The 23,157-nt window shown below is 59.8% G+C and carries 23 protein-coding genes; 19 read left to right on the plus strand and 4 right to left on the minus strand.

Annotation, left to right across the window (positions count from 1 at the left end):
- The first annotated feature begins 180 nt into the window (after positions 1–180).
- On the plus strand, positions 181–1,089 hold the full coding sequence (gene prmB, locus POF45_RS25340; RefSeq protein WP_259501191.1) for a 50S ribosomal protein L3 N(5)-glutamine methyltransferase: 909 nt from the start codon (positions 181–183) through the stop codon (positions 1,087–1,089).
- 129 nt (positions 1,090–1,218) lie between these two features.
- Here prmB and POF45_RS25345 read toward each other — a convergent pair whose 3' ends face one another.
- Together POF45_RS25345 and POF45_RS25350 are read right to left on the minus strand one after the other, a co-directional pair.
- The gene (locus POF45_RS25345) at positions 1,219–2,010 is read right to left on the minus strand and encodes a hypothetical protein (protein WP_259501192.1); all 792 of its coding nucleotides are present in this window, start codon (positions 2,008–2,010) and stop codon (positions 1,219–1,221) included.
- A gap of 95 nt (positions 2,011–2,105) precedes the next feature.
- Positions 2,106–3,071, minus strand: coding sequence for an alpha/beta hydrolase (locus tag POF45_RS25350; protein WP_259501193.1), 966 nt, complete (start codon positions 3,069–3,071; stop codon positions 2,106–2,108).
- 130 nt (positions 3,072–3,201) lie between these two features.
- On the opposite strand from POF45_RS25350, the gene aroC reads away from it, so the two are divergent.
- The 5 genes from aroC (at position 3,202) to mtnC (ending at position 7,424) form a co-directional block, all read left to right on the plus strand.
- Complete coding sequence (gene aroC, locus POF45_RS25355) at positions 3,202–4,293, plus strand: chorismate synthase (protein ID WP_259501201.1); 1,092 nt, start codon at positions 3,202–3,204, stop codon at positions 4,291–4,293.
- Positions 4,294–4,328: 35 nt separating this feature from the next.
- Positions 4,329–5,474 (plus strand): MFS transporter, encoded by a 1,146-nt coding sequence (locus POF45_RS25360; RefSeq protein WP_259501203.1) that lies wholly within the window; start codon positions 4,329–4,331, stop codon positions 5,472–5,474.
- Positions 5,471–6,091 (plus strand): methylthioribulose 1-phosphate dehydratase, encoded by a 621-nt coding sequence (locus tag POF45_RS25365; RefSeq protein WP_259501205.1) that lies wholly within the window; start codon positions 5,471–5,473, stop codon positions 6,089–6,091. Before POF45_RS25360 ends, POF45_RS25365 begins: the two co-directional genes overlap by 4 nt.
- Positions 6,092–6,190: 99 nt before the next feature.
- The gene (locus tag POF45_RS25370; RefSeq protein ID WP_259501208.1) at positions 6,191–6,736 is read left to right on the plus strand and encodes a 1,2-dihydroxy-3-keto-5-methylthiopentene dioxygenase; all 546 of its coding nucleotides are present in this window, start codon (positions 6,191–6,193) and stop codon (positions 6,734–6,736) included.
- A gap of 4 nt (positions 6,737–6,740) precedes the next feature.
- Positions 6,741–7,424 carry an acireductone synthase gene (gene mtnC, locus POF45_RS25375; RefSeq protein WP_259501209.1) on the plus strand — a complete coding sequence of 228 codons (684 nt, stop codon included), beginning with the start codon at positions 6,741–6,743 and terminating at the stop codon, positions 7,422–7,424.
- A 151-nt stretch (positions 7,425–7,575) separates the two neighbouring features.
- Here the strand turns inward: mtnC and POF45_RS25380 are convergent, their stop codons facing one another.
- Complete coding sequence (locus tag POF45_RS25380; protein ID WP_259501211.1) at positions 7,576–7,854, minus strand: DUF3509 domain-containing protein; 279 nt, start codon at positions 7,852–7,854, stop codon at positions 7,576–7,578.
- Between the two features lie 382 nt (positions 7,855–8,236).
- Between POF45_RS25380 and POF45_RS25385 the strand changes: the two genes are divergently transcribed.
- The 10 genes from POF45_RS25385 (at position 8,237) to POF45_RS25430 (ending at position 17,340) form a co-directional block, all read left to right on the plus strand.
- Complete coding sequence (locus tag POF45_RS25385) at positions 8,237–10,075, plus strand: long-chain-acyl-CoA synthetase (protein WP_282316987.1); 1,839 nt, start codon at positions 8,237–8,239, stop codon at positions 10,073–10,075.
- A 95-nt stretch (positions 10,076–10,170) separates the two neighbouring features.
- Positions 10,171–10,689, plus strand: a complete 519-nt coding sequence (locus POF45_RS25390; protein ID WP_259501214.1) for an ankyrin repeat domain-containing protein — start codon at positions 10,171–10,173, stop codon at positions 10,687–10,689.
- Positions 10,690–10,886: 197 nt separating this feature from the next.
- On the plus strand, positions 10,887–11,417 hold the full coding sequence (locus tag POF45_RS25395) for a hypothetical protein (protein WP_282316988.1): 531 nt from the start codon (positions 10,887–10,889) through the stop codon (positions 11,415–11,417).
- 71 nt (positions 11,418–11,488) lie between these two features.
- A complete protein-coding gene (locus POF45_RS25400) occupies positions 11,489–11,680 on the plus strand; it encodes a PLDc N-terminal domain-containing protein (protein ID WP_003223221.1) in 192 nt (63 codons plus the stop codon).
- A 262-nt stretch (positions 11,681–11,942) separates the two neighbouring features.
- A complete protein-coding gene (gene speE / locus POF45_RS25405) occupies positions 11,943–12,818 on the plus strand; it encodes a polyamine aminopropyltransferase (RefSeq protein ID WP_282316989.1) in 876 nt (291 codons plus the stop codon).
- A gap of 166 nt (positions 12,819–12,984) precedes the next feature.
- Positions 12,985–13,218 (plus strand): hypothetical protein, encoded by a 234-nt coding sequence (locus tag POF45_RS25410; protein ID WP_259501221.1) that lies wholly within the window; start codon positions 12,985–12,987, stop codon positions 13,216–13,218.
- 212 nt (positions 13,219–13,430) lie between these two features.
- A complete protein-coding gene (locus POF45_RS25415) occupies positions 13,431–13,778 on the plus strand; it encodes a ribonuclease E inhibitor RraB (protein ID WP_259501223.1) in 348 nt (115 codons plus the stop codon).
- Positions 13,779–14,161: 383 nt separating this feature from the next.
- Positions 14,162–15,571, plus strand: a complete 1,410-nt coding sequence (locus tag POF45_RS25420; RefSeq protein WP_282316990.1) for a circularly permuted type 2 ATP-grasp protein — start codon at positions 14,162–14,164, stop codon at positions 15,569–15,571.
- A 12-nt stretch (positions 15,572–15,583) separates the two neighbouring features.
- Positions 15,584–16,534, plus strand: coding sequence for an alpha-E domain-containing protein (locus POF45_RS25425; protein WP_259501228.1), 951 nt, complete (start codon positions 15,584–15,586; stop codon positions 16,532–16,534).
- A complete protein-coding gene (locus POF45_RS25430) occupies positions 16,531–17,340 on the plus strand; it encodes a transglutaminase family protein (protein ID WP_259501229.1) in 810 nt (269 codons plus the stop codon). The genes POF45_RS25425 and POF45_RS25430 overlap by 4 nt, the downstream gene beginning before the upstream one ends.
- Positions 17,341–17,509: 169 nt before the next feature.
- Here the strand turns inward: POF45_RS25430 and POF45_RS25435 are convergent, their stop codons facing one another.
- Positions 17,510–18,331 (minus strand): c-type cytochrome, encoded by an 822-nt coding sequence (locus tag POF45_RS25435; protein ID WP_282316991.1) that lies wholly within the window; start codon positions 18,329–18,331, stop codon positions 17,510–17,512.
- A gap of 579 nt (positions 18,332–18,910) precedes the next feature.
- On the opposite strand from POF45_RS25435, the gene POF45_RS25440 reads away from it, so the two are divergent.
- From POF45_RS25440 to POF45_RS25450, 3 genes are all read left to right on the plus strand, one after another.
- The gene (locus POF45_RS25440; RefSeq protein ID WP_282316992.1) at positions 18,911–20,116 is read left to right on the plus strand and encodes an acetyl-CoA C-acetyltransferase; all 1,206 of its coding nucleotides are present in this window, start codon (positions 18,911–18,913) and stop codon (positions 20,114–20,116) included.
- Positions 20,117–20,140: 24 nt separating this feature from the next.
- Positions 20,141–22,285 (plus strand): 3-hydroxyacyl-CoA dehydrogenase NAD-binding domain-containing protein, encoded by a 2,145-nt coding sequence (locus tag POF45_RS25445; protein WP_282316993.1) that lies wholly within the window; start codon positions 20,141–20,143, stop codon positions 22,283–22,285.
- A gap of 94 nt (positions 22,286–22,379) precedes the next feature.
- On the plus strand, positions 22,380–23,102 hold the full coding sequence (locus tag POF45_RS25450) for an amidotransferase (protein WP_259501234.1): 723 nt from the start codon (positions 22,380–22,382) through the stop codon (positions 23,100–23,102).
- Positions 23,103–23,157: the final 55 nt, after the last annotated feature.

A 23,157-nucleotide genomic window follows, 5' to 3' on the forward strand; every position in this document is an offset into this window, starting at 1 on the left:
GAATCGCTACCATCGCAGGCACCGTCGTTGCTGGCTTACAGCCTTGTCAAGATACTCATTCTGTTCAATAGGCAGATGAAAAAACGGATAACTCCTACATCTGATCCGTTGTTTTCCCGCGTCGTCGAGATGCGATTAGGCTGTTAGAATCGCCAGTCGTTTTTTCAGGAGTTTGCCCCCGTGATCACTTCCCGACTTCGTACCCTGCGCGACCACATCCGTTGGGCCGTCAGCCGCTTCCATGGGGAGGATCTTTTTTTCGGCCATGGCACCGACAACGCCTGGGACGAAGCCCGGCAATTGGTGTTGGGTGCGCTGCACCTGCCGTGGGAAATTGCTGACAGCTATCTGGACTGCAATCTGGAAGACGATGAGCTGGTCAACCTGCAGCGCATGCTCAAGCGTCGCATCGAAGAGCGCATTCCGACCGCTTACCTGCTGGGCGAGGCGTGGTTCTGTGGCATGTCGTTCATTGTCGATGAGCGCGTGCTGATCCCGCGCTCACCGATTGGCGAGCTGATCGAAAAACGTTTCGAACCCTGGCTGGGCGCCGAGCCTGGGCGAATTCTTGACCTGTGCACCGGTTCCGGCTGCATCGGCATTGCCTGTGCGTTCGAGTTCCAGAACGCCGAAGTGGTGCTGGCCGACCTGTCGTTCGAAGCGCTGGAAGTGGCCAACCAGAATATCGAGCGTCATGGCGTCGATGAGCGCGTCTATACCGTCCAGGGTGACGGCTTCGACGGTTTGCCGGGTCAGCGTTTTGACCTGATCGTGTCGAACCCGCCTTACGTGGATGCAGAAGATTTCGCCGACATGCCGGACGAATACCAGCACGAGCCGGAACTGGGCCTGGCCTGCGGCGACGACGGTTTGAACCTGGTACGCCGGATGCTCGCCGAAGCGGCGAATCACCTGACCGAGAAGGGCTTGTTGATTGTCGAAGTGGGCAACAGCCAGGTGCACGTCGAAGCGCTGTACCCGGAAGTCGATTTCGCCTGGCTCGATTTCGAGCGTGGCGGGCATGGTGTGTTCATGCTGACCGCCGAACAGTGCCGCGATCATCAGGCGCTGTTCGCGTCCCGCGTCTGACAGGGCAGGTTCCTGTGGTGAGGGGATCAATCCCCTCACCACAAAAAGAGTTGCCGCCTCATTGAGGCACGACATAAAACCTGTGGGAGCGTGGCTTGCCCGCGATGGCCGCGCCGCGGTTTCAAACGGTCAACGGTGTGTGGCAATCCAGATCAACAACCCCGCCTGAAACACCGCAAACGCCACCAGGCACGTAATCGTAAAGCGCAGCCCCGCGTCTTCGCGCTTGTACTTGCTGACCTTCTCTTCGTGCTTCTTGAGTTTGACTTCCTGCTCGGCCAGGTTCTGCTCCGCCTGCTGCAGCATCTGCGCGGCTTCGAGAATCTCGACGATTTGCAGTTTTTCGCTGTTCCAGTCGGTCAGCAGATCGCCCACCTGAACCTCTTTGACACTGCCCTTCAAATGCTGGGCGTCGGCATACACCACGTCAAACCCGTGTACCCGCAAGAAGTGATCGCGGCGCAGTCGCGTGTCTTCGTTCAGAGCGTCCTTGTTATTCAGGTCGCTGCCGTCGACGGTGTAAGCGGGCCAGCGTTTTTTCGCCCAGGTGATGCCCTGGGCGGCCATGAAGCGGCCAATGCCACGGTTCATCGGTTCTATCTGCAAGCCGCTGTCCGGGCCGAAACGCACGCGCTTTTCGCCATGGTCGACCCACACGTCGAGGATGTTCTGCTCCTTGCGCACGCGCTGGCCCGGCAGTTTGATGCTCATGCGCATCAGGCTGTGGGCCTTGTCGTTGCGTTCGGCGTAACCAAATTCGACAAAGCGCAATGGCCGGCCACCGGTATTGCGGTCGGTCTGCAATGGCGCCAGGCGAAGCATCTTGTGGTGCTCGGCGTGGACGTCCGCCCATGGCAGCTCGACCGCTGGCGGTGTGTCTTTTTCAGCGGTGGTGTCGGGTGAAGTCTGGGTATCAGTCATAACGGCGAGATCCTGTCCAAGCGCTTATCGCCAGTCCTGCGCTGGCAACAAACGGCTTATCGGCCGTTTTTTTCAAGACTGGAGGGCAACAGCGCTTAACGGGTGTGAAGTCCGTCAATAAATCCGATTATTTTCTCTCCCAGCTCCGCCGCCAGCGGCAGCTTTGGATCTTTATAAGAGGCCAACTGCTGCTTCAGATCCATGGGCACGATGCGCATGACATGATTCATACCCTCGACTACGGCCAGTTCAGCGTCGGGTTTCGCCGCTTTGAGTGTTTGTGCGTCACCGACGCTGACCTGAATGTCGTGGCTGCCCTGAACAATCAGCGCCGGTATGTTCAATCGGGAAAAAGCGGCCGCTGGGTCCTGACGGAACAGTGAGATCAGATACGGCTGCACGCTTGGGCGGAAAATGACTTCCAGCGGTTGTGGCACGTTGTCATCAACCTGGCCGGCCTTGAGGCTGTCCAGCAATTGGTTGCTGCGCAGCATCAGTTGCGGCGGCAGTTGATTGCTCAGTTGCTGGCGCAGTACCTGATCGATAGGCCGGCCGCTACCGGACACCGAGATCAGTGCATCAGCACCACTTTTCGGCGCAGCCAGCGTCGCAATCAGCGCGCCTTCACTGTGGCCCAGCAGAATCAGCTTGCCCATTCGCGGGTCAGCCTTGAGCTTTTGACTCCAGGCCACGGCGTCGGCGACATAGGCGTCCACCGACAGATTGCGCTCGTCCGGCGTCGCCGCAAGGCTGGCTGCCACGCCGCGTTTGTCGTAGCGCACACTGGCAATGTTGTGGTTGGCCAGCAACAAGGCCAGCCGTTTGAGGCTGTCAGTGCGCCCGCCATCGGTGTTGTTGCCGTCACGGTCTGTAGGACCGGAGCCTGAAATGATCAGGACAACCGGCACCGGTTTGTCGGATTTTGGCAGCAACAACGAGCCGAAAAGCTCGCCGCTGCCGGTGTCCAAAGTGATCGGTTGTTGCAGGACTGTCGCCTGGACTACGTTAGACAACAGGCCGGTCATCAGGGTAAGGCTCAAGACAAGAACTCGCAGCATCATCACGCCATCATTCGCAAAGGTGCCGATTGGACTCGCAGGCACCCATAAGGTTCGAGGATGAACTAGTTCGGTTGCCTGCGTATACTGGCGCGCATTACGTATTCAGGTTCGATTACACGGAGCGTCCCGCATGTCCGGCAATACCTACGGCAAGCTGTTCACTGTCACCACCGCAGGCGAAAGCCATGGTCCGGCGTTGGTCGCCATTGTCGACGGCTGCCCACCGGGCCTGGAGATCTCCCTTGAGGATCTGCAGCGCGACCTCGACCGGCGCAAGCCCGGCACCAGCCGCCACACCACCCAGCGCCAGGAAGCCGACGAAGTCGAAATCCTTTCCGGCGTGTTCGAGGGCCGCACCACCGGTTGCGCCATCGGCCTGCTGATCCGCAACACCGACCAGAAGTCCAAAGACTACTCGGCGATCAAGGACTTGTTCCGCCCGGCTCATGCCGACTACACCTATCACCACAAATACGGCGAGCGCGATTACCGCGGCGGCGGTCGCAGCTCGGCCCGTGAAACCGCCATGCGTGTCGCGGCGGGGGCGATTGCGAAGAAATACCTGGCCAGCCAGGGCATCGTCATTCGCGGTTACATGAGCCAGCTCGGGCCGATTGAAATCCCGTTCAAGACCTGGGATTCGGTCGAAGAGAATGCGTTCTTCAGCCCCGACCCGGACAAAGTGCCAGAGCTGGAAGCCTATATGGACCAGCTGCGCCGCGACCAGGATTCGGTCGGCGCCAAGATCACGGTCGTCGCCGAAGGCGTGATGCCGGGCCTCGGCGAGCCGATCTTCGACCGCCTGGACGCCGAACTGGCCCATGCACTGATGAGCATCAACGCAGTCAAGGGCGTGGAAATCGGTGCCGGTTTCGCCAGCGTGGCCCAGCGCGGCACTGAACATCGCGATGAAATGACCCCCGAAGGTTTTCTCAGCAACAACGCGGGCGGCATTCTCGGCGGCATCTCCTCCGGTCAGCCGATCGTTGCGCACCTGGCCTTGAAGCCGACGTCGAGCATCACCACGCCGGGCCGTTCGATTGATGTGCATGGCAACCCGGTAGACGTGATCACCAAGGGCCGTCATGACCCGTGCGTCGGCATCCGTGCCACGCCGATTGCCGAAGCGATGATGGCCATCGTGCTGATGGACCACCTGCTGCGTCATCGCGGGCAGAACGCCGAGGTGCGGGTGAGCACCCCGGTGCTGGGTCAGCTTTGATGGCTGACTTAAACGCCGCTGCGGTCTGAAAGACTTTGGCGGCGCTCCCGTACTGGCGGCTTTCCAGTTTCTATCTGTTCTATTTCGCCTTGCTCGGGTCGACAGCGCCGTTTCTGGCGCTGTACTTCGATCACTTGGGTTTTTCCAGCGCGCGCATTGGCGAACTGGTGGCTATTCCGATGCTGATGCGCTGCGTGGCGCCGAACATCTGGGGCTGGCTCGGTGACTACACCGGCCGGCGCCTGGCCATCGTGCGCTTTGGCGCGATCTGCACACTGCTGTCGTTCTCGCTGATTTTCGTCAGCAAGACCTACGCCTGGCTGGCGATGGTCATGGCCTTGCACGCGTTCTTCTGGCACGCGGTGTTGCCGCAGTTCGAAGTCATCACCCTTGCGCATTTGAAGGGGCAGACCTCGCGCTACAGCCAGATTCGCCTGTGGGGCTCCATTGGTTTCATCATCACCGTGGTCGCGCTGGGGCGGGTCTTCGAATGGCTGAGCCTGGACGTGTACCCGGTGGCGCTGGTGCTGATCATGGCCGGGATCATCGTCAGCAGCCTGTGGGTGCCCAACGCGCAGCCGGTGCAGAGCGAGCGGGTGGCGGGAGAGGGTTTTCTCAGGCAATTGCGCAGCCCTGGCGTGCTGGCGTTCTATGGATGCGTGGCGCTGATGCAGATGAGCCACGGACCGTATTACACCTTTCTGACGTTGCACCTTGAACGACTCGGTTACAGCCGTGGCGTGATCGGCATGCTCTGGGCGGTGGGCGTGGTGGCCGAAGTGCTGATGTTCCTGGCCATGAGCAAGATCCTCGCGCGTTTTTCCGTGCGCCGGGTGTTGCTGGCGAGTTTCCTGCTGGCCGCCCTGCGCTGGCTTCTGCTGGGCTCCTTTGCCGAATACCTGTGGGTGCTGCTGTTCGCGCAGGTGCTGCACGCGGCGACCTTCGGCAGCTTTCACGCCTCTGCCATCCAGTTCGTGCAACGTAGCTTCGGTGCGCGCCAGCAAGGGCAGGGCCAGGCGCTTTATGCGGCACTGGCCGGCACCGGCGGCGCCTTGGGCGCGTTATATTCCGGTTACAGCTGGAATGCCCTCGGCCCCACATTGACCTTTAGTATTGCCAGCGTCGCAGCCTTCGCCGCTGCCGTTATCATTGCCACCCGCATGCAAGAGGACAGGCCATGAGCCTTACCCGTGAACACCTCGCCCAGGAAATCATCGACGCCGGGCGTTTCCTGTATGGCCGCGGCTGGTCGCCGGCCACCAGCAGCAACTATTCGGCACGTCTGTCGCCGAGCGAAGCGCTGCTGACGGTCTCCGGCAAGCACAAGGGCCAGCTGGGCCCGGACGATGTGCTGGCCACCGACCTGTCGGGCAATAGCCTGGAACCGGGCAAAAAGCCGTCCGCCGAAACCCTGCTGCACACCCAGCTGTACAGCTGGCGCCCGGAGATCGGCGCGGTGCTGCACACGCACTCGGTGAATGCTACGGTGCTGTCTCGCCTGACGCCGCAAGATTTCATCGAATTCGAAGACTACGAGCTGCAAAAAGCCTTCAGCGGCATTTCGACCCATGAGTCCCGCGTGCGCGTGCCGATTTTCGACAACGATCAGGACATTGCGCGCCTCGCCGCCAAGGTGCAGCCTTGGCTGGACGCTAATCCCGATTGCGTCGGTTATCTGATTCGCGGCCACGGCCTCTATACCTGGGGCGCGCGCATGAGTGATGCCCTGCGGCAAATCGAGGCGTTTGAATTTTTGTTCGAATGCGAGTTGAAGACTCGCAGCGTGTTGAACCGTTAACGGCTTACTTCCACAGAAGTCGCCTCTCGCCTGATACAGCGTCACGCCCGACCGGTAGCCAAAAGCCGGACGGCGGGGCCGATACCGAGGAATTGCCCCATGAGCAGCCTGTCCGTTTATCACGTTTCCAGCCCTGACATCCCCAACAAGGTGTTGACCCACTTTGAAGACATCGCCTCGACCCTGGCCGAGCAGGGCGTGCGTTTCGACCGCTGGCAAGCTGCGGCGAAGATCCAGCCCGGCGCGAGCCAGGAAGAAGTGATTGCCGCCTACCAGGTGCAAATCGACCAACTGATGACCGAACGTGGCTACATCACGGTCGATGTCATCAGCCTGAACAGCGATCACCCGCAAAAAGCTGAATTGCGCGCCAAGTTCCTCGATGAACACCGCCATGGCGAAGACGAAGTACGATTTTTCGTCGCTGGCCGTGGGCTGTTTACCCTGCACATCGACGATTACGTCTACGCCGTGCTCTGCGAGAAAAACGACCTGATCTCGGTCCCGGCCGGCACCGCGCACTGGTTTGACATGGGCGAGCATCCGCACTTCGTGGCGATCCGCCTGTTCAACAACCCCGAAGGCTGGGTCGCCAAGTTCACCGGCGAAGACATCGCCAGTCGCTTCCCGCGCCTGGAGGACTGAGCCGATGCCGATTAAAGCGATTCTCACCGACATCGAAGGCACCACCAGCGCGGTGAGTTTTGTGTTCGACGTGTTGTTTCCCTATGCCGCCAGACACCTGCCGGATTTCGTCCGCCAGCACGCCGGGCGCACCGATGTCGCCGAACAACTGGACGCTGTACGCCGGGACAGTGATGAGCCAGGTGCCGATGTCGAGCGGGTGATCGAAATCCTCTTGGGCTGGATCGCCGAAGACCGCAAGGCCACGCCGCTCAAGGCATTGCAAGGCATGGTCTGGGAGCAGGGCTATCAGGCAGGGCAGTTGAAAGGGCACGTTTACCCGGACGCCGTTGAAGCGCTCAAGCGCTGGCATCAGGCGGGTTATCAACTGTTTGTTTATTCGTCCGGGTCGATCCAGGCGCAGAAACTGATCTTCGGCTGCTCGGAGGCGGGGGACTTGTCGCAGTTGTTCAGCGGTTATTTCGACACGACTTCGGGGCCCAAGCGGGAAGCGCAGTCTTATGAGCGCATTACTCAAGGCATCGGCGTTGAGGCTGGGCAGATTCTGTTTCTGTCGGACATCGTTGAAGAGCTTGAGGCGGCGCGTGCTGCAGGGATGGCCACTTGCGGGCTGGCTCGCGAAGGCGGGGAGTTGGCAGGGCATGTGACGGTGGACAGTTTTGCGGGGATTGATCCTGCGGCGTTTTAACCCAAACCAGATTTAAACACATACCCCTGTGGGAGCGAGCTTGCTCGCGATGGCGTCGGATCACTCAACAGTGATGTTGAATATGACCCCGCTATCGCGAGCAAGCTCGCTCCCACAGTTGTTTTGTGGTGTATCTGAAATACAGAACACCTTACGCCGAATGATAAGTCGGCAACGCAAATCGCTGCTGGCTTTGCAGCATCGAAATCTGTGGCAGTTCGCTGGCTTGTTCAGCCAGGTCGCGGCGGATGGCGCTGATTACCCACGACAGCTGATCACCCGCATGCAATTGCTGATAAGAAATCGAGCGCTTGAAGACTTTACCTTCGTTGCTGCGCAGGGTCAGCAAGATGCCACCGTCAGGACGAGCCTGGGTGGTCACGTCGAAGTTGGAGAACAGGGAAGTAAATTTTTCTTGGATCAGGCTCATGTCTATCAGCTCCGTTAGTACTTGTTGGCAAGCATGCGGAGGTAGTTGCAGCGATTGTGCCAGCACTGAGATTATAAAAAACCGTTATAAATCAGTAAGTTGAATTTATGTCTGTTTTTTGGTTTCGTGCAATCTGCATGAATGGCCATCGTGCATCCTGCATTTTGCGAGATTGGCAGCGATTCGATGGAACCAATGCATGGGCCGGCGTTCGCGTTTGCGGATGTGTCGGCAGCGGATACAAAACATTGCAAAAACCGCGTGTACAGCGTTGCAAGCGCTGACGTATTTTCGGCTCACGCAGCGCTTTGGCGCTGCTCGCACCCCATGTTCGCCCGACAATAAAAAACCGATCCGCCAGACCGGGTCGACGGGAGCAACCATGAGCCGCACGCCGAGCGACACGATCACCTGGGGCATGATGCTCCGCAAACTGCCGACCATCGCCAAAGCCATACCCCGTGTGGTCAAGGGCATGAAGGCCGCCAACGTCAAGGACCCGACCCAACCGTGTGGCCTTGGCTGGACGTTCGAGCAGGCGACCTTGCGCAATCCTGATGGTCTGGCGTTGTTGCAGGACGAGGTGGCGCTGACCTACACACAGGCCAACCAATGGGCCAACCGTATCGCTCATCACTTGACTGCCCAGGGCATTCGCAAGGGCGATGTGGTGGCAGTGTTCATCGAGAACCGCCCCGAACTGCTGGTGACCATACTGGCTGTGGCCAAGGCCGGTGCCGTCAGTGCGCTGCTCAATACCGCACAAACCCGCGACACTCTGGCCCACAGCCTGAATCTGGTGGCACCCGCGGCGATCGTTGTCGGCGAAGAACTGCTGGCGGTGTATTCGGCGGTTCGCGAGCGAGTCTCCATCGACGCCTCGCGCACCTGGTTTATCGCCGATCAGCACACCTTCAGCCAGCCGGGCATTTCGCCCGAAGGCTTTATCAACCTGATGACGGCCAGCCTCGACAGCCCCGTCGAGAACCCTGCCAGCAGCCAGCAGGTGTTTTTCGACGACACCTGCTTTTACATCTACACCTCGGGCACCACCGGGTTGCCCAAGGCCGGGGTGTTCAAGCACGGGCGCTGGATGCGCAGCTCCGCCAGTTTCGGCCTGATCGCCCTGAATATGCGCCCCGATGACGTGGTCTATTGCACCTTGCCGCTGTACCACGCCACCGGGCTCTGTGTGTGCTGGGGCTCGGCCATTCGCGGCGCTTCGGCGTTCGCCATTCGGCGCAAGTTCAGCGCCAGTCAATTCTGGCGCGACGTGCGCAAGTACCGCGCCACTACCCTCGGGTACGTTGGCGAATTGTGCCGCTATCTGGTCGACCAACCGGCCAGTTCCGATGACCGCATGCACAGCGTGACAAAAATGATTGGCAACGGTCTGCGGCCCGGCGCCTGGGGTGAGTTCAAAACGCGCTTTGGGGTGGTGCATATCTGCGAGTTGTACGCCGCCAGTGACGGCAACATCGGCTTCAGCAACATCCTCAACTTCGATAACACCATCGGTTTTTCCCTGATGAAGTGGGAGTTGGTGGCCTACGACCATGACACCGGCACGCCGACGCGCAACGCCCAAGGCTGGATGACTAAAGTCGGCAAGCGCGTGCAAGGGTTGTTGCTGGCCAAAATCGACGACAAGGCACCGCTGGACGGCTACACCGATCCGCAGAAAACCGCAAAAGTCGTGCTGCACGACGTGTTTGAAAAGGGCGACCGTTACTTCAATACCGGCGATCTGCTGCGCAATATCGGCTTCGGCCATGCCCAGTTCGTTGACCGGCTGGGGGATACGTATCGCTGGAAAGGCGAAAATGTTTCCACCACCGAGGTCGAGAACATCCTGCTGCAACACCCGCATATCGCCGAGGCCGTGGCTTATGGCGTGGAGATTTGCAACACCAACGGCCGTGCCGGCATGGCTGCGATCACTCCGGCCGAATCGTTGGCGACCCTGGATTTCAGTGAACTGTTGGCCTTTGCCCGTCAGCAGATGCCGGCGTACGCAGTACCGTTGTTCCTGCGGGTGAAGGTGAAGATGGAAACCACCGGGACTTTCAAATACCAGAAAACCCGACTCAAGGACGAAGCCTTCGACCCTGGTAAGACGGGGGATGATCCGGTCTACGCCTGGCTGCCAGGCACCCAGACGTACGTGCGGGTCTGCGAGCAGGTGTTGGCGGATATTCATGCGGGTAAGTACCGCTATTGAATCTGGCTATGGCGGCCCATGAGAAAAAAGGAGTGACAGGCGCCGGAGCCGTCGGGAAACTGTCGGCTTTCCGATTGACCGAGTATGGAGTTCCCATGTCAGACCAAAGCCGCCAGATGACCCCCGAAGAAGCTGCTGAATTTGCCGAACAGGTGTTCAACAAAGCGCGCGAGGGCGATGCGGCCATGATGGCGGCGCTGTTGGCCAAAGGCTTGCCGCCAAATCTGCGCAACCACAAGGGCGACACCTTGCTGATGCTGGCCGCCTACCATGGCCATATCGACACGGTAAAAGTGTTGCTGGAACACAAAGCCGACCCGGAAATCCGCAACGACAACGGCCAGAGCCCGATTGCCGGCGCCGCGTTCAAGGGCGACCTGGCGGTGGTCAAGGCGCTCGTCGAGGGTGGCGCCGAAGTTGAAGGCTCGTCTTTCGATGGCCGTACCGCGCTGATGATGGCGGCGATGTTCAACCGCGTTGAAATCATCGACTACCTGATCAGCAAAGGCGCCGACCCGAAAGCCAAGGACGCCAACGGCGTGTCCGCGCTGGACGCGGCCAAGACCATGGGCGCGGTGGACACCACGGCGCAGTTGCAGAAACTCATCGGCTGATCCGATGCCATTCCCTGTGGCGAGGGGGCTTGCCCCCGTTGGGTCGCCCAGCGGCCCCAATCAGCGATCGCGGTCTTTCAGGTAAACAGCGTTTGCCGGGTTTACGACTGCTTCACAGCCGAACGGGGGCAAGCCCCCTCGCCACAGATGCGCTATCCTACGCGGCCTCAAATTTCCCTCGCTACAGGACCCGCCCCATGAAAGCCGCACTCGTCGAACTCATCAGCAAAATCAGCTCCGGGTGCATGGGCGAAGACGAAATCCTGAAAGTCGCCGACGAGGCCGCTCAGGCTTACGCCGACCCCGAGGCTTTTCTGACGGCCAACCCGGACATCCTCTACGACGAGACTTTCCCGATCCCGTTGGGCGAGTGGGTAGTGGTGGGCAGTCTGCCGGAGACCGTGTTGTTCCAGGCCGACACCTATATGGACCTGTTCGCGCAGATCGTCGCCTCCTTCGGCCCGGGCGTTGATTTCAATATCAAGCCCAAGCAACTGGCCAAGACCGAAGCCCTGACCGCGCTCAATCGCATCCAGGTGCAGATGGGCAGCATGAACAAGGAAAACGGCGGCTACGTGCTGATGAACTTCAGCCAATTGCTCGACGATGAGCTGCAAGTGGTACTGGTCTACGGCAACGACGTACCGCGCGTGCTGGAGCTGTGCGCCGAGGTCGGCATCGCGGCGGCGCCGTCCCTGGAAGCGCTGAAAGTGGCGATCCACGTTTAACGCAATAATACGGAACCCTTGTCAGGGCCGACTATCCTAAGAGTGCATGCCACTATCTTGGGAGCGACACCATGGGTTCCACGTTCAACGGCCTGATTGGCCTGATCATCCTTGCCCTGGACATCTGGGCAATCATCAACGTGCTGAAAAGTGGCGCCGAAACCGGGATGAAAATCCTCTGGGTGCTGTTGATCATCCTCCTGCCAGTGCTGGGCCTGATCATCTGGGCGATTGCCGGGCCACGGGGCAATGTGCGGATCTGATCCCTCACAAACAGCACAAAACCCCTGTGGGAGCGAGCCTGCTCGCGAAGGCGCCGGCACATTCGACACCAATGTGGCTGACAGACCGCTTTCGCAGCAGGCTCGCTCCCACAGGGTGGATTGTGGCGGGCCGGCAACTGACGTTCGACCTGTCATGCTCCGCAACGTAGAATGCGCGCCATCCCGGCCAATCGAGCCGAGCGATTGACTATCATGGGCGGGTAACCGTCCGTTGCCAGCCGCATTCACCGGAGCACTTCCCATGAGCACCACCAAGACCAGCGAATACCTGGAAACCCTCTACGAAGGCTACGGCCAGCGTTTTCGCATGGAAAAACTGCTGCACGAAGTGCGCACCGAACACCAGCACCTGGTGATTTTCGAAAACCCGCGCATGGGTCGGGTGATGGCGCTGGACGGTGTGATCCAGACCACCGAAGCCGACGAATTCATCTACCACGAAATGCTCACTCACGTGCCGATCCTCGCCCATGGCAGTGCCAAGCGCGTGTTGATCATCGGCGGCGGTGACGGTGGCATGTTGCGTGAAGTGGCCAAGCACGGCAGCGTCGAGCACATCACCATGGTCGAGATCGACGGCACCGTGGTCGACATGTGCAAAGAATTCCTGCCAAACCACTCCAAGGGTGCATATGACGATCCACGCCTGAACCTGGTGATCGATGACGGCATGCGTTTCGTCGCCACCACCACCGAAAAATTCGACGTGATCATCTCCGATTCCACCGATCCGATCGGTCCGGGCGAAGTGCTGTTCTCCGAGAACTTCTACCAGGCCTGCCACCGCTGCCTGAACGAGGGCGGCATCCTGGTGACCCAGAACGGCACGCCATTCATGCAACTGGGCGAAGTGCAGACCACCGCTGGCCGCCTGCGCAGCCTGTTCCCGGACTGGCATTTCTATCAGGCTGCCGTGCCGACCTACATCGGCGGCGCGATGACCTTCGCCTGGGGTGCAACCAACACCGCCTATCGCAAACTGTCGCGTGAAACCCTGCAACAGCGTTTTGCCGGCAGCGGCATCGTCACCCGTTACTACAACTCGGAAATCCACATCGGCGCGTTCGCCATGCCGCAATACGTGCTGAACGCAATCAACAAGCCGAGTAACGACTAACAATCCCTGATTCAAACTCAATACCCTGTGGGAGCGAGCAAGCTCGCTCCCACAGGTGTTTTTCCATGTCTGAATGTCTGTACGCCGCAATCCGTTTGAACGATCAGTCAGGGCAAAAGTCCAGATAGATGTAAGCCCATTTGCGGGTTTGATCGAGGAGGCACTGATGCAAAAGTGGAAAATCACTTTCCTGGATGATCATGGCGAAACCGTCAATGAAATCTTTGAGTGCGACGAGTGCCCGGATCACGAGCACGCCGCCAAACTCATCAAGGCCCGGTTTCTTCCTGTCGCTGCCGAACTGGATCTGAATGATCTGGAAGGGCGAACGGATGATGCGAGCGTCAAAGACCTGAAAACCCAATACAGCATCCAGATCCTCGGCATTACTCCCATCTGATCCATCATCTGTCACATTTATAACCAGGCCTTGGCAGCAGCGCTTTATTGGCGCTACTCTGCAAACGAGATCAGCGAATGACTCGCTAAGGTCTGGTCTTGTCAGCTACATGCTTGCTTCCCACCGGCAACGTTGTTGCCGCGTCGCTCTCACCATTCGGTTGCGGGCGCTGGGATCGGAAAGTCTATCCATCAATTTGAGGGGGACGTTTCATGAGCACAGCCTATCAAGAAGACATCAGCACCAGCGTGCTGCGCCGCATGAAAGAGGGCGGTTTCGATTTTTCCCGATTCCATCCCATCGAGTTCTACGCCATTTTCCCGGACGAGGAGCGGGCCCGCAGGGCGGCAGGTCATTACCGTTACCGTGGTGAATCATTGAATGCGCAAATCAGTGTGCGCGACGACGGCGCATGGGCGCTCGAACTGAGCAAGGTCATGTACGCGACCTACGATGACATTGGCGATTTCGAGCAGGGTTTCGAGGCGGTGGTCGAGCCTCTGGGCGGCATCATTGAAGGATGGGGCGTCAAGCAGGAGGTACGCGGGTTACTCGCCTAACGCTTCTGTAACACTCGGCAACGGCTGACCCATGGGTTGGCCGTTTTTGTTGGTGGGTTTTAGAAAGGTCTTTTGATCCATAACGTTTCAAAAACCCAAAAAAAACCGCCTGAGCAGGCGGCCAAAGGGAAGTTCGAGAGGTTTTTCAGCAGATGCGCCGATTATCCGCATCGCCGCCCGGGCAGTGAAATCAACTCTGACTATGCTGGTGATAGGCGCCACCATGCGTCGCAATGAAGCGGGGGCGATCAGGCTGGGGCATTTGCTGCACAGGATTGGTGCGAAGGAACGCGGGCAATTATCCAACTGATTGATATAAAAGCGTTTATGCCGATGGCACGGGCCTTGCGAAGCCTAGATGTCCGGGTGACAAGGAGTACGGCATGATCCGCACCTATTTTGATGAGATGTACGATGCCGGTGGCCATGTCCGCCCGCATTATCGGGAGTTTGCCCGTTGGCTGGCCGAAACGCCTGACGAGCTTTTGGCACAACGGCGACGCGAGGCCGATCTGCTGTTCCATCGTGCCGGGATTACCTTCACACTTTATGGTGATGAGCAGGGGACAGAGCGCCTGATTCCTTTCGACACCATTCCCCGCAGCATCCCCGCCAGCGAATGGCGGATCGTCGAACGTGGCTGCATCCAGCGGGTCAAGGCGTTAAACATGTTCCTCGCCGACCTTTATCACGAGCAGCGCATCATCAAGGCCGGCATCATTCCGGCCGAGCAGGTGCTGGCCAACGAGCAATACCAGTTGGCGATGCAAGGGCTGGATCTGCACCGCGATATCTATTCGCACATTTCCGGCGTCGATCTGGTGCGCGATGGCGACGGCACGTACTACGTGCTTGAAGACAACCTGCGTACCCCCAGCGGCGTGAGCTACATGCTCGAAGACCGCAAGATGATGATGCGCCTGTTCCCCGAGTTGTTCGCCGCGCAGCGCATAGCCCCTATCGACCATTACCCGAACCTGTTGCTCGACACCCTGAAAAGCTCCAGCCCGATCGACAACCCGAGCGTGGTAGTACTGACGCCGGGTCGCTTCAACAGCGCGTTTTTCGAGCATGCGTTTCTGGCGCGTGAAATGGGCGTGGAACTGGTGGAAGGCGCGGACTTGTTCGTGCGCGACGACAAGGTGTTCATGCGCACCACAGACGGGCCGAAAGCCGTTGATGTGATCTACCGTCGCCTGGACGATGCGTTCCTTGATCCGCTGGCCTTCAACCCGGACTCGATGCTGGGCGTGCCCGGGCTGTTGTCGTCCTATCGCTCCGGCAACGTGGTGCTGGCCAATGCCATTGGCACCGGCGTTGCGGACGACAAGTCGGTGTACCCGTTCGTGACGGACATGATCCGTTTTTACCTGGATGAAGAACCGATCCTGAAGAATGTGCCGACGTGGCAGTGTCGTAATCCCTCTGAACTGTCCCACGTGCTGGCCCACCTTCCAGAGCTGGTGGTCAAGGAAACCCAGGGCTCAGGCGGTTACGGAATGCTGGTGGGGCCGGCGGCGACCGTAGCGGAAATCGAGTCGTTCCGCGCACGAATCAAAGCCAAGCCCCACGCGTATATCGCGCAACCGACGCTGTCGCTGTCGACCTGTCCGACCTTTGTCGAGAACGGTATTGCGCCACGCCACATCGACCTGCGTCCGTTTGTATTGTCTGGCCGCGAAACCCGGGTTGTGCCCGGCGGTTTGACCCGTGTGGCCCTGCGCGAAGGCTCTCTGGTGGTGAACTCATCCCAGGGCGGCGGAACCAAGGACACCTGGGTGGTCGAGGATTGAAGGAAGCCTGCCATGCTAAGTAGAACTGCCTCGGATTTGTATTGGATGTCGCGTTACCTGGAGCGGGCGGAAAACCTCGCACGGATGCTCGACGTCAGTTATTCGCTGTCGCTGATGCCGCAAGACGGTCGCGGTGACGGTCTGCACGAACTGGCCATGCCGTTGCTGATTACCGGCACGCTGGATGATTATCTGGAGCGCCACGGCGAGTTGCATGCCGAACGGCTGCTGCATTTCTTCGCCCTGGATGCGGCCAACCCGGCGAGCATCTACAGCTGCCTGGGTTCGGCGCGGGCCAGTGCCCATGCAGTTCGTGGGCGAATCACCGCCGACATGTGGGAAAACATCAACGCCACCTGGCTGGAAATTCGCGGCATTGCCGAACAGGGCCTGAGTCGCTACGGCATGAGCCGTTTCTGCGAGTGGATCAAGGAGCGTTCGCACCTGTTTCGCGGCGCGTCCTACGGCACCATCATGCGTAACGATGCGTTCCGCTTCATTCGTCTGGGCACCTTTATCGAAAGGGCGGACAACACCTTGCGCCTGCTCGATGCCCGCTACGAAATGGCCGGCGATCAGGCCGAAGCGGTCAGCGACGGCACGGCGCACGCGTATTACCAGTGGAGTGCACTGCTGCGCGCCTTGTCTTCGTTCGAGGCCTACACCGAGATTTACCGCGATGCGCCCGGTGCCCGGCATGTCGCCGAATTGCTGTTGTTGCGCGCCGACGTCCCGCGTTCATTGCGGGCTTGCACCGAAGAAATCGACCAGATTCTCGCCAGCCTGCCGGGGGCCAATGGCCGTCCGGCGCAGCGTCTGGCGGCGGAAATGGACGCACGCCTGCGCTACACCGGTATCAACGAAATTCTCGACGAAGGCCTGCACGCCTGGCTGACCGAGTTCATCCCGCTGGTGCGCCAGCTGGGCAACGCCATTCACAGTTCCTACCTGGAGGCTGCATGAGACTTTCCATTAGCCACGAAACCACCTATCACTACGAAGATCAGGTGCGGGCGAGCATCCAGTATCTGCGGCTGACCCCCCACGACAGCGAGCGCCAGCATGTGCTCAGTTGGCAGCTCGACCTACCGCGCCCGGTGCGTGCGCAACTCGATCCGTTCGGCAACATCCTGCATGTGCTGACCATGGACGAACCCCATGAAGCGATCATCATCGGCGCCCGTGGCCAGGTCGATATCGACGAGTTGTCCGAGGCCGAACATGAAAGCCAGTCGGCGCTGCCGTTCCTGCGCTTTACGCGCCTGACCGAACCGGACGAAGCCTTGCGCGCGTTCGCGGAAAAGGAATGCAAAAAGCGCCGGGATCGCACGGCGCTGATTGATTTGATGCACGGCTTGAACTCGCACATGACCTACACGCCGGGCTCCACCGAAGTGGACACCAGCGCCGCCCAGGCTTTTGCCGGACGTTCCGGTGTATGCCAGGACCACGCCCATGCGTTTCTCGCCTGCGCTCGCAGCCTGGGGATTCCGGCGCGGTATGTGTCGGGGTATTTGTATAGCGAGAACAGCGAGCATCTGGCCAGTCATGCCTGGGCGGAAGCCTGGCTGGATGACGCCTGGTACAGCTTCGATGTCACCAACGAACTGGCCCGACCCGAGCGCCACCTGAAGCTGGCAGTGGGCCTGGATTATCTGGACGCCTGCCCGGTACGCGGCATGCGCCGGGGCGGTGGCAGTGAGCAGATGCATGCAAAGGTGTTCGTGTCACCGATGCCTGCTCCGGTGATCTCGGTGCAACAGCAGTAATCCGGGACACCGCTTCGCGAGCAGGCTCGCTCCCACATGGGGTCTTCATTGAACACAGGGTGTGGGTTCGACACCGAACCAATGCGGAAGCGGGCTTGCTCGCGAAAGCGGTATGTCAGTAAAAGCTGTACTGATTGAAAAGACGCCATCGCGAGCAGGGGCATTGTGGTCAGGGCTTAACTTTGCGCCCTGCCATATGCTTCAAATACCCCACCAGCATCTCCAGATCCCCATCCGGCAAGACCACCGCTGAAAACCCCGGCATCTTGGCCTGCGGCCACTGGCGCAAACTCTGCGGGTCGCGAATGTAGCGCCTGAGGAAATCGGCCCCAAAGTATTCGGTCGGGTTATACGGGATATTCAAATCCGGCCCGAACTGCGCATCGCCCGCGCCATTGAGTCGATGGCACGCCAGGCAGTTTTTCTGAAATAACGCGAAGCCTTTGTTGATCGGATCGTCCCCCTTCAGGGCCGGGTCCGGCAGCAGCGCAGGAAAGCGTTCCGCCACCGGCGCCAGACGCTTGATGCTGGCAACTTCGAATGGCCATTGTTCAGGGCTGATATGGCCGGCCTGCGGATCGGTCCACACCAGGTAGAACGGCCCGGCACTGGGCTTGCCCTGCGACAGTGGCGGCCATGGGTTGGCCGGGTCCTCAATCGCCAGCCAGGCGCGAGCGCCCTTGGCATCAAGCAACGGCGCGGCCGACAACTCCGCCGCAAAACCGTCCAGTGCCACGGCCTGCAGGTGATCATCAGGCTTGATGCCCGTCAGCAACGCCGCCAATGGCACGGCGCGATAGCTCATGTCCCGTTTGTAGGAAACGTCGTCAGTGATGGTGATGGTCTGTACCAGAGGATGCTTGAGCAGCTCCTCGGTCTGCCAGGTGCGGCTGTTCGCGCCCAGCTCCAGGTTGAGCTGTGCGGCATGGAGGGGCATGCCGAACAGCAGGGCCCCAAGCACAATGAGCGTTTTCAAATGATCGCCGTCCATGTCGTGGAAGTACCAAAGGTTGGCACACCCACGTCAGGCCGGGTAGCAAGCCCGTCCTGTTTTTTTAAAGACGATGTAAATTCGTGGCGCTTGAATCAGCCGATCACCTTGGTCAGGTTCGGCAAAATCAACAACAGCGTGGTGGCGAAAAGAATGAGACCTGCTTGACGTACTTTCGAATGTTTGAACATGGCTGACCGCCTTTTTTGTTATTTCCTGATGCCTGCCTGCATTTCTCCATGACGGCAAGCGCATAACTTCCTGTAGTCCGAGTGCCCCGGCAAAACCCGACGACAACTTCGTACAGCTTCACATTAGGGCCCGCGGCGGGCTTGGCTTAGATCCATTTCGTATGTATATGTCATTAATCGTGATTAAAAAGGCATGAGGCTTATTGCCAGCTGCTTTGGCGCCCGTTTGCTAGACAGCTTGCTGACCTGAAACGGTTAATCTGAGCGTTGACGACCGTCCGTCTGAGCGTGACCGTCAACGTCTGTGAGCACTGTGGTCATTGAATCCGTCGCCGCTCGGCTTAAGGTATGACTCTGCAATCACGCATCGCACAGGTTCGAGGACGTCATGACCCAAGCTTTGATTTTCGACGCGCTACGCACGCCCCGCGGCAAAGGCAAGGCCGATGGCGCGCTGCACAGCGTCAAACCGGTGAATCTGGTGGCCGGCCTGCTCAGGGCGTTGCAGCAGCGTACGTCGCTGGACACCAGCCAGGTCGATGACGTGGTGCTCGGTTGCGTCACGCCGATTGGCGATCAGGGCTCGGACATTGCCAAGTCCGCCACTCAGGTCGCGGACTGGGATGTCAGTGTGGCGGGCGTGCAAATCAACCGCTTTTGCGCCTCGGGACTGGAAGCGGTGAACCTGGGTGCGATGAAAATCCGTTCCGGCTTCGAAGACCTGGTAGTAGTTGGCGGTGTCGAGTCCATGTCCCGCGTGCCAATGGGCAGCGACGGTGGCGCCTGGGCGCTGGACCCGGAAACCAATCTGCACAGCCATTTCACCCCGCAGGGCGTGGGCGCCGATCTGATTGCCACGATTGAAGGCTTTAGCCGTCAGGACGTCGATGCCTACGCGCTGCACTCGCAGCAGAAGGCCGCACGGGCGCGAGCCGACGGTTCGTTCAACAAGTCGTTGGTGCCGGTGCAGGACCAGAACGGCATCATCCTGCTCGATCACGATGAATTCATCCGCGCCGAATCCACCCTGGAAGGCCTGGGCAAGCTCAAACCCAGCTTCGAGATGATGGGGCAGATGGGTTTTGACGCCACGGCGTTGCGGGTCTACAGCCATGTGGAACGGATCAACCACGTTCATACACCCGGCAACAGTTCCGGGATTGTCGATGGTGCGGCGCTGATGCTGATCGGTTCCGAAGCCTGTGGCCGGGCGCTGGGGTTGCAGCCACGGGCACGGATCGTCGCCACGGCGGTCACCAGCACCGACCCGACCATCATGCTCACCGGTCCGGGGCCGGCCACGCGCAAGGCATTGGCCAAGGCCGGGTTGCGGGTTGAAGACATCGACCTGTTCGAGGTCAACGAAGCGTTTGCCTCGGTGGTGCTGAAATTCATCAAGGACATGGCCATCGACCCGGACAAGGTCAACGTCAACGGCGGCTCCATCGCCATGGGCCACCCGCTGGGCGCCACAGGGTGCGCGATCCTCGGCACGCTGCTCGATGAACTGGAAACCCGGCGCTTGCGCTATGGCCTGGCAACATTGTGTGTCGGCGGCGGCATGGGCATTGCCACCATCATCGAACGCCTCTGAGCCCCGACTTCAAGGAAATGTGACATGACCGAAGCCATTCGTTACGAAAAAGGGCAGGACCGGATCGTCGTCCTGACCATCGACATGCCGGGCCAGAGCGCCAACACCATGAATGCGGTGTATCGCGAGGCCATGGCCACGTGTGTGGCTCGTTTGCAGGCCGACAAGGAGTCGATTGCTGGCGTGATCATTACCTCGGCCAAGAAAACCTTCTTTGCCGGTGGCGATCTCAACGAGCTGATCAAGGTCGGCAAGCCCGAAGCCAAAGCCTTCTACGACATGGTACTGACGCTCAAAGGGCAACTGCGCGCCCTGGAAACCCTGGGCAAACCAGTGGTCGCGGCGATCAATGGCGCGGCGTTGGGCGGCGGTTGGGAAATCTGCCTGGCCTGTCATCACCGTGTGGCGCTGGACGATTCGTCGGTGCAGCTCGGCTTGCCGGAAGTGACCCTCGGCCTGCTGCCGGGCGGCGGCGGGGTGGTGCGCATGGTGCGCATGCTCGGGTTGGAAAAAGCCCTGCCGTATTTGCTCGAAGGCAAGAAAGTGCGGCCGCAACAGGCGTTGCAGGCTGGCTTGATCGATGAGCTGGCGGCGGATCGTGATGAGCTGCTGACCAAGGCGCGGGCGTGGATTATCGCCAACCCGAACGCGGTGCAGCGCTGGGATGTGAAGGGCTATCAGATCCCGGGCGGCACGCCGTCGAATCCGAAAGTCGCGCAGATGCTGGCTATTGCACCGTCGATCCTGCGCAGCAAAACCCAGGGCTGCATGCCCGCACCGGAGAAAATTCTTTGCGCGGCGGTTGAAGGCGCCCAGGTGGATTTCGACACTGCACACCTGATTGAAACCCGCTACTTCACCGAGCTGACCACCGGCCAGATCTCGAAAAACCTGATCGGTACGTTCTGGTTTCAACTCAACGAAATCAACGCCGGCGGCTCGCGGCCTCAGGGTTTTGCACCCTATGTCACACGCAAAGTCGGCGTGCTGGGCGCGGGCATGATGGGCGCCGGCATTGCGTTTGTCAGCGCCAGCGCCGGCATCGATGTGGTGCTCAAGGACGTTAATCTGGCCGCCGCCGAGAAGGGCAAGGCGCACTCGGCATCGCTGCTGGACAAGAAAGTCACTCGTGGTCAGCTGAACGCGCAGCAACGCGACGCGGTGTTGGCGCGTATCCACACCAGCGAAAGCGATGCCGACCTGGCCGGTTGCGACCTGATCATCGAAGCGGTGTTTGAAGACCGTGAGCTGAAAGCCAAAGTGTCAGCGGCTGCGCAGGCGGTCGTCGGCGCGGATGCGGTAATCGCCTCCAACACCTCGACCTTGCCGATCAGCGGCCTGGCCAATGCGGTGCCGGATCAGAGCAAGTTCATCGGTCTGCATTTTTTCAGCCCCGTTGAAAAAATGCCCTTGGTGGAAATCATCAAAGGCGCCTGCACCAGCGACGAAACGTTGGCTCGTGGTTTCGATTTCGTCCTGCAAATCAAGAAAACCCCGATTGTGGTCAACGACAGTCGCGGCTTCTTCACCTCGCGGGTATTCGGCACCTTCACCAATGAAGGCATTGCCATGCTCGGCGAAGGCGTTAGCGCGCCGATGATCGAGACTGAAGCGCGCAAGGCCGGGATGCCGGTCGGGCCGCTGGCGATTTCCGACGAAGTGTCCCTCAGCCTCATGAGCCATATCCGCCAGCAAGCGGCCAAAGACCTGCAAGCCGAAGGGAAATCGCTGATTGAACACCCGGCCTTTGCCGTGATCGACCTGTTGCTCAACGAGTACAAGCGTCCGGGCAAAGCCGCGGGCGGCGGCTTCTATGAGTATCCGGCGGGTGGTCAGAAGCACCTGTGGCCCGAATTGAAAACCCGCTTCGAGAAAGCTGACGGGCAGATTTCGCCCAAGGACGTGCGCGACCGCTTGCTGTTTGTACAAGCCATCGAAACCGTGCGTTGCGTGGAGGAGGGCGTGCTGACTTCGACGGCGGACGCCAACGTCGGCTCGATTTTCGGCATCGGCTTCGCCGCCTGGACCGGTGGCGCGCTGCAATTCATCAATCAGTACGGCGTGAAAGACTTCGTCGCCCGGGCCCAATACCTGGTCGAGCAATATGGCGAGCGCTTTACGCCACCGGCTTTGCTGCTGGACAAAGCCGCCAAAGGGGAGGCGTTCTAAGCGCGAGATGATGCCTTTCGGGCTTGCCTTGTCACAGTGTTTCAAGGCAGGCTCTGGGGTGTTCATTATTCCCATCACGTGTCAGGTATTTTTTATGTCGTTACGCATCTGCATTCTGGAAACCGACATCCTGCGTCCGGAACTGGTCGATCAATATCAGGGTTACGGACAGATGTTCCAGCGCCTGTTCTCGCAGCAGCCCATCGCCGCCGAGTTCAGCGTCTACAACGTGATGCAGGGCGACTACCCCAGTGACGAGCTGAACTTCGACGCCTACCTGATCACCGGCAGCAAAGCCGACTCCTTCGGTACCGACCCTTGGATTGAAACCCTGCGGGCCTATCTGCTGAACCGTTACGAGCGCGGTGACAAACTGTTGGGCGTGTGCTTCGGCCATCAACTGCTGGCACTGCTGCTGGGCGGCAAGAGCGAGCGGGCGACGCAGGGTTGGGGCGTGGGCACTCACAACTACAAGTTGGCCGCCAAGGCACCATGGATGAGCCCGGTGCGCGAGGAGCTGACGTTGTTGATCAGCCACCAGGACCAGGTCACGGCGCTGCCGGAAAATGCCACGGTCATTGCCTCGAGTGATTTCTGCCCGTTCGCTGCGTATCACATCAACGATCAGGTGCTGTGCTTCCAGGGGCACCCGGAATTCATTCACGACTATTCCCGGGCGTTGCTGGAGATTCGCCAGCAGGCGTTGGGTGAGCAGGTGTATCAGAAGGGCGTTGCGAGCCTGGAGCATCAGCACCATGGCGCTACGGTGGCCGAGTGGATGATGCGGTTTGTGGCGCATAAGCCTGAGGCGGCTTGAACTAAAGGCATCGCGAGCAAGCTCGCTTCCACATTGGATCGTCGGCGTTCACGCA

The organism is Pseudomonas fungipugnans, assembly GCF_029955235.1.
GTDB classification, from domain to species: domain Bacteria; phylum Pseudomonadota; class Gammaproteobacteria; order Pseudomonadales; family Pseudomonadaceae; genus Aquipseudomonas; species Aquipseudomonas fungipugnans.

Excerpts from the sequence above, each read along its gene's own strand:
- POF45_RS25400 (WP_003223221.1), top strand. The coding sequence starts at position 11,489 with ATGGGTTCCACGTTCAACGGCCTGATTGGCCTGATCATCCTTGCCCTG.
- POF45_RS25350 (WP_259501193.1), bottom strand. The coding sequence starts at position 3,071 with ATGATGCTGCGAGTTCTTGTCTTGAGCCTTACCCTGATGACCGGCCTG.
- POF45_RS25410 (WP_259501221.1), top strand. The coding sequence starts at position 12,985 with ATGCAAAAGTGGAAAATCACTTTCCTGGATGATCATGGCGAAACCGTC.
- POF45_RS25425 (WP_259501228.1), top strand. The coding sequence starts at position 15,584 with ATGCTAAGTAGAACTGCCTCGGATTTGTATTGGATGTCGCGTTACCTG.
- mtnC (WP_259501209.1), top strand. The coding sequence starts at position 6,741 with ATGCCGATTAAAGCGATTCTCACCGACATCGAAGGCACCACCAGCGCG.
- POF45_RS25420 (WP_282316990.1), top strand. The coding sequence starts at position 14,162 with ATGATCCGCACCTATTTTGATGAGATGTACGATGCCGGTGGCCATGTC.
- POF45_RS25415 (WP_259501223.1), top strand. The coding sequence starts at position 13,431 with ATGAGCACAGCCTATCAAGAAGACATCAGCACCAGCGTGCTGCGCCGC.
- POF45_RS25430 (WP_259501229.1), top strand. The coding sequence starts at position 16,531 with ATGAGACTTTCCATTAGCCACGAAACCACCTATCACTACGAAGATCAG.
- POF45_RS25345 (WP_259501192.1), bottom strand. The coding sequence starts at position 2,010 with ATGACTGATACCCAGACTTCACCCGACACCACCGCTGAAAAAGACACA.
- POF45_RS25395 (WP_282316988.1), top strand. The coding sequence starts at position 10,887 with ATGAAAGCCGCACTCGTCGAACTCATCAGCAAAATCAGCTCCGGGTGC.
- POF45_RS25450 (WP_259501234.1), top strand. The coding sequence starts at position 22,380 with ATGTCGTTACGCATCTGCATTCTGGAAACCGACATCCTGCGTCCGGAA.
- POF45_RS25365 (WP_259501205.1), top strand. The coding sequence starts at position 5,471 with ATGAGCCTTACCCGTGAACACCTCGCCCAGGAAATCATCGACGCCGGG.
- POF45_RS25435 (WP_282316991.1), bottom strand. The coding sequence starts at position 18,331 with ATGGACGGCGATCATTTGAAAACGCTCATTGTGCTTGGGGCCCTGCTG.
- POF45_RS25445 (WP_282316993.1), top strand. The coding sequence starts at position 20,141 with ATGACCGAAGCCATTCGTTACGAAAAAGGGCAGGACCGGATCGTCGTC.
- POF45_RS25390 (WP_259501214.1), top strand. The coding sequence starts at position 10,171 with ATGTCAGACCAAAGCCGCCAGATGACCCCCGAAGAAGCTGCTGAATTT.
- POF45_RS25380 (WP_259501211.1), bottom strand. The coding sequence starts at position 7,854 with ATGAGCCTGATCCAAGAAAAATTTACTTCCCTGTTCTCCAACTTCGAC.
- POF45_RS25440 (WP_282316992.1), top strand. The coding sequence starts at position 18,911 with ATGACCCAAGCTTTGATTTTCGACGCGCTACGCACGCCCCGCGGCAAA.
- speE (WP_282316989.1), top strand. The coding sequence starts at position 11,943 with ATGAGCACCACCAAGACCAGCGAATACCTGGAAACCCTCTACGAAGGC.
- aroC (WP_259501201.1), top strand. The coding sequence starts at position 3,202 with ATGTCCGGCAATACCTACGGCAAGCTGTTCACTGTCACCACCGCAGGC.
- POF45_RS25370 (WP_259501208.1), top strand. The coding sequence starts at position 6,191 with ATGAGCAGCCTGTCCGTTTATCACGTTTCCAGCCCTGACATCCCCAAC.
- POF45_RS25385 (WP_282316987.1), top strand. The coding sequence starts at position 8,237 with ATGAGCCGCACGCCGAGCGACACGATCACCTGGGGCATGATGCTCCGC.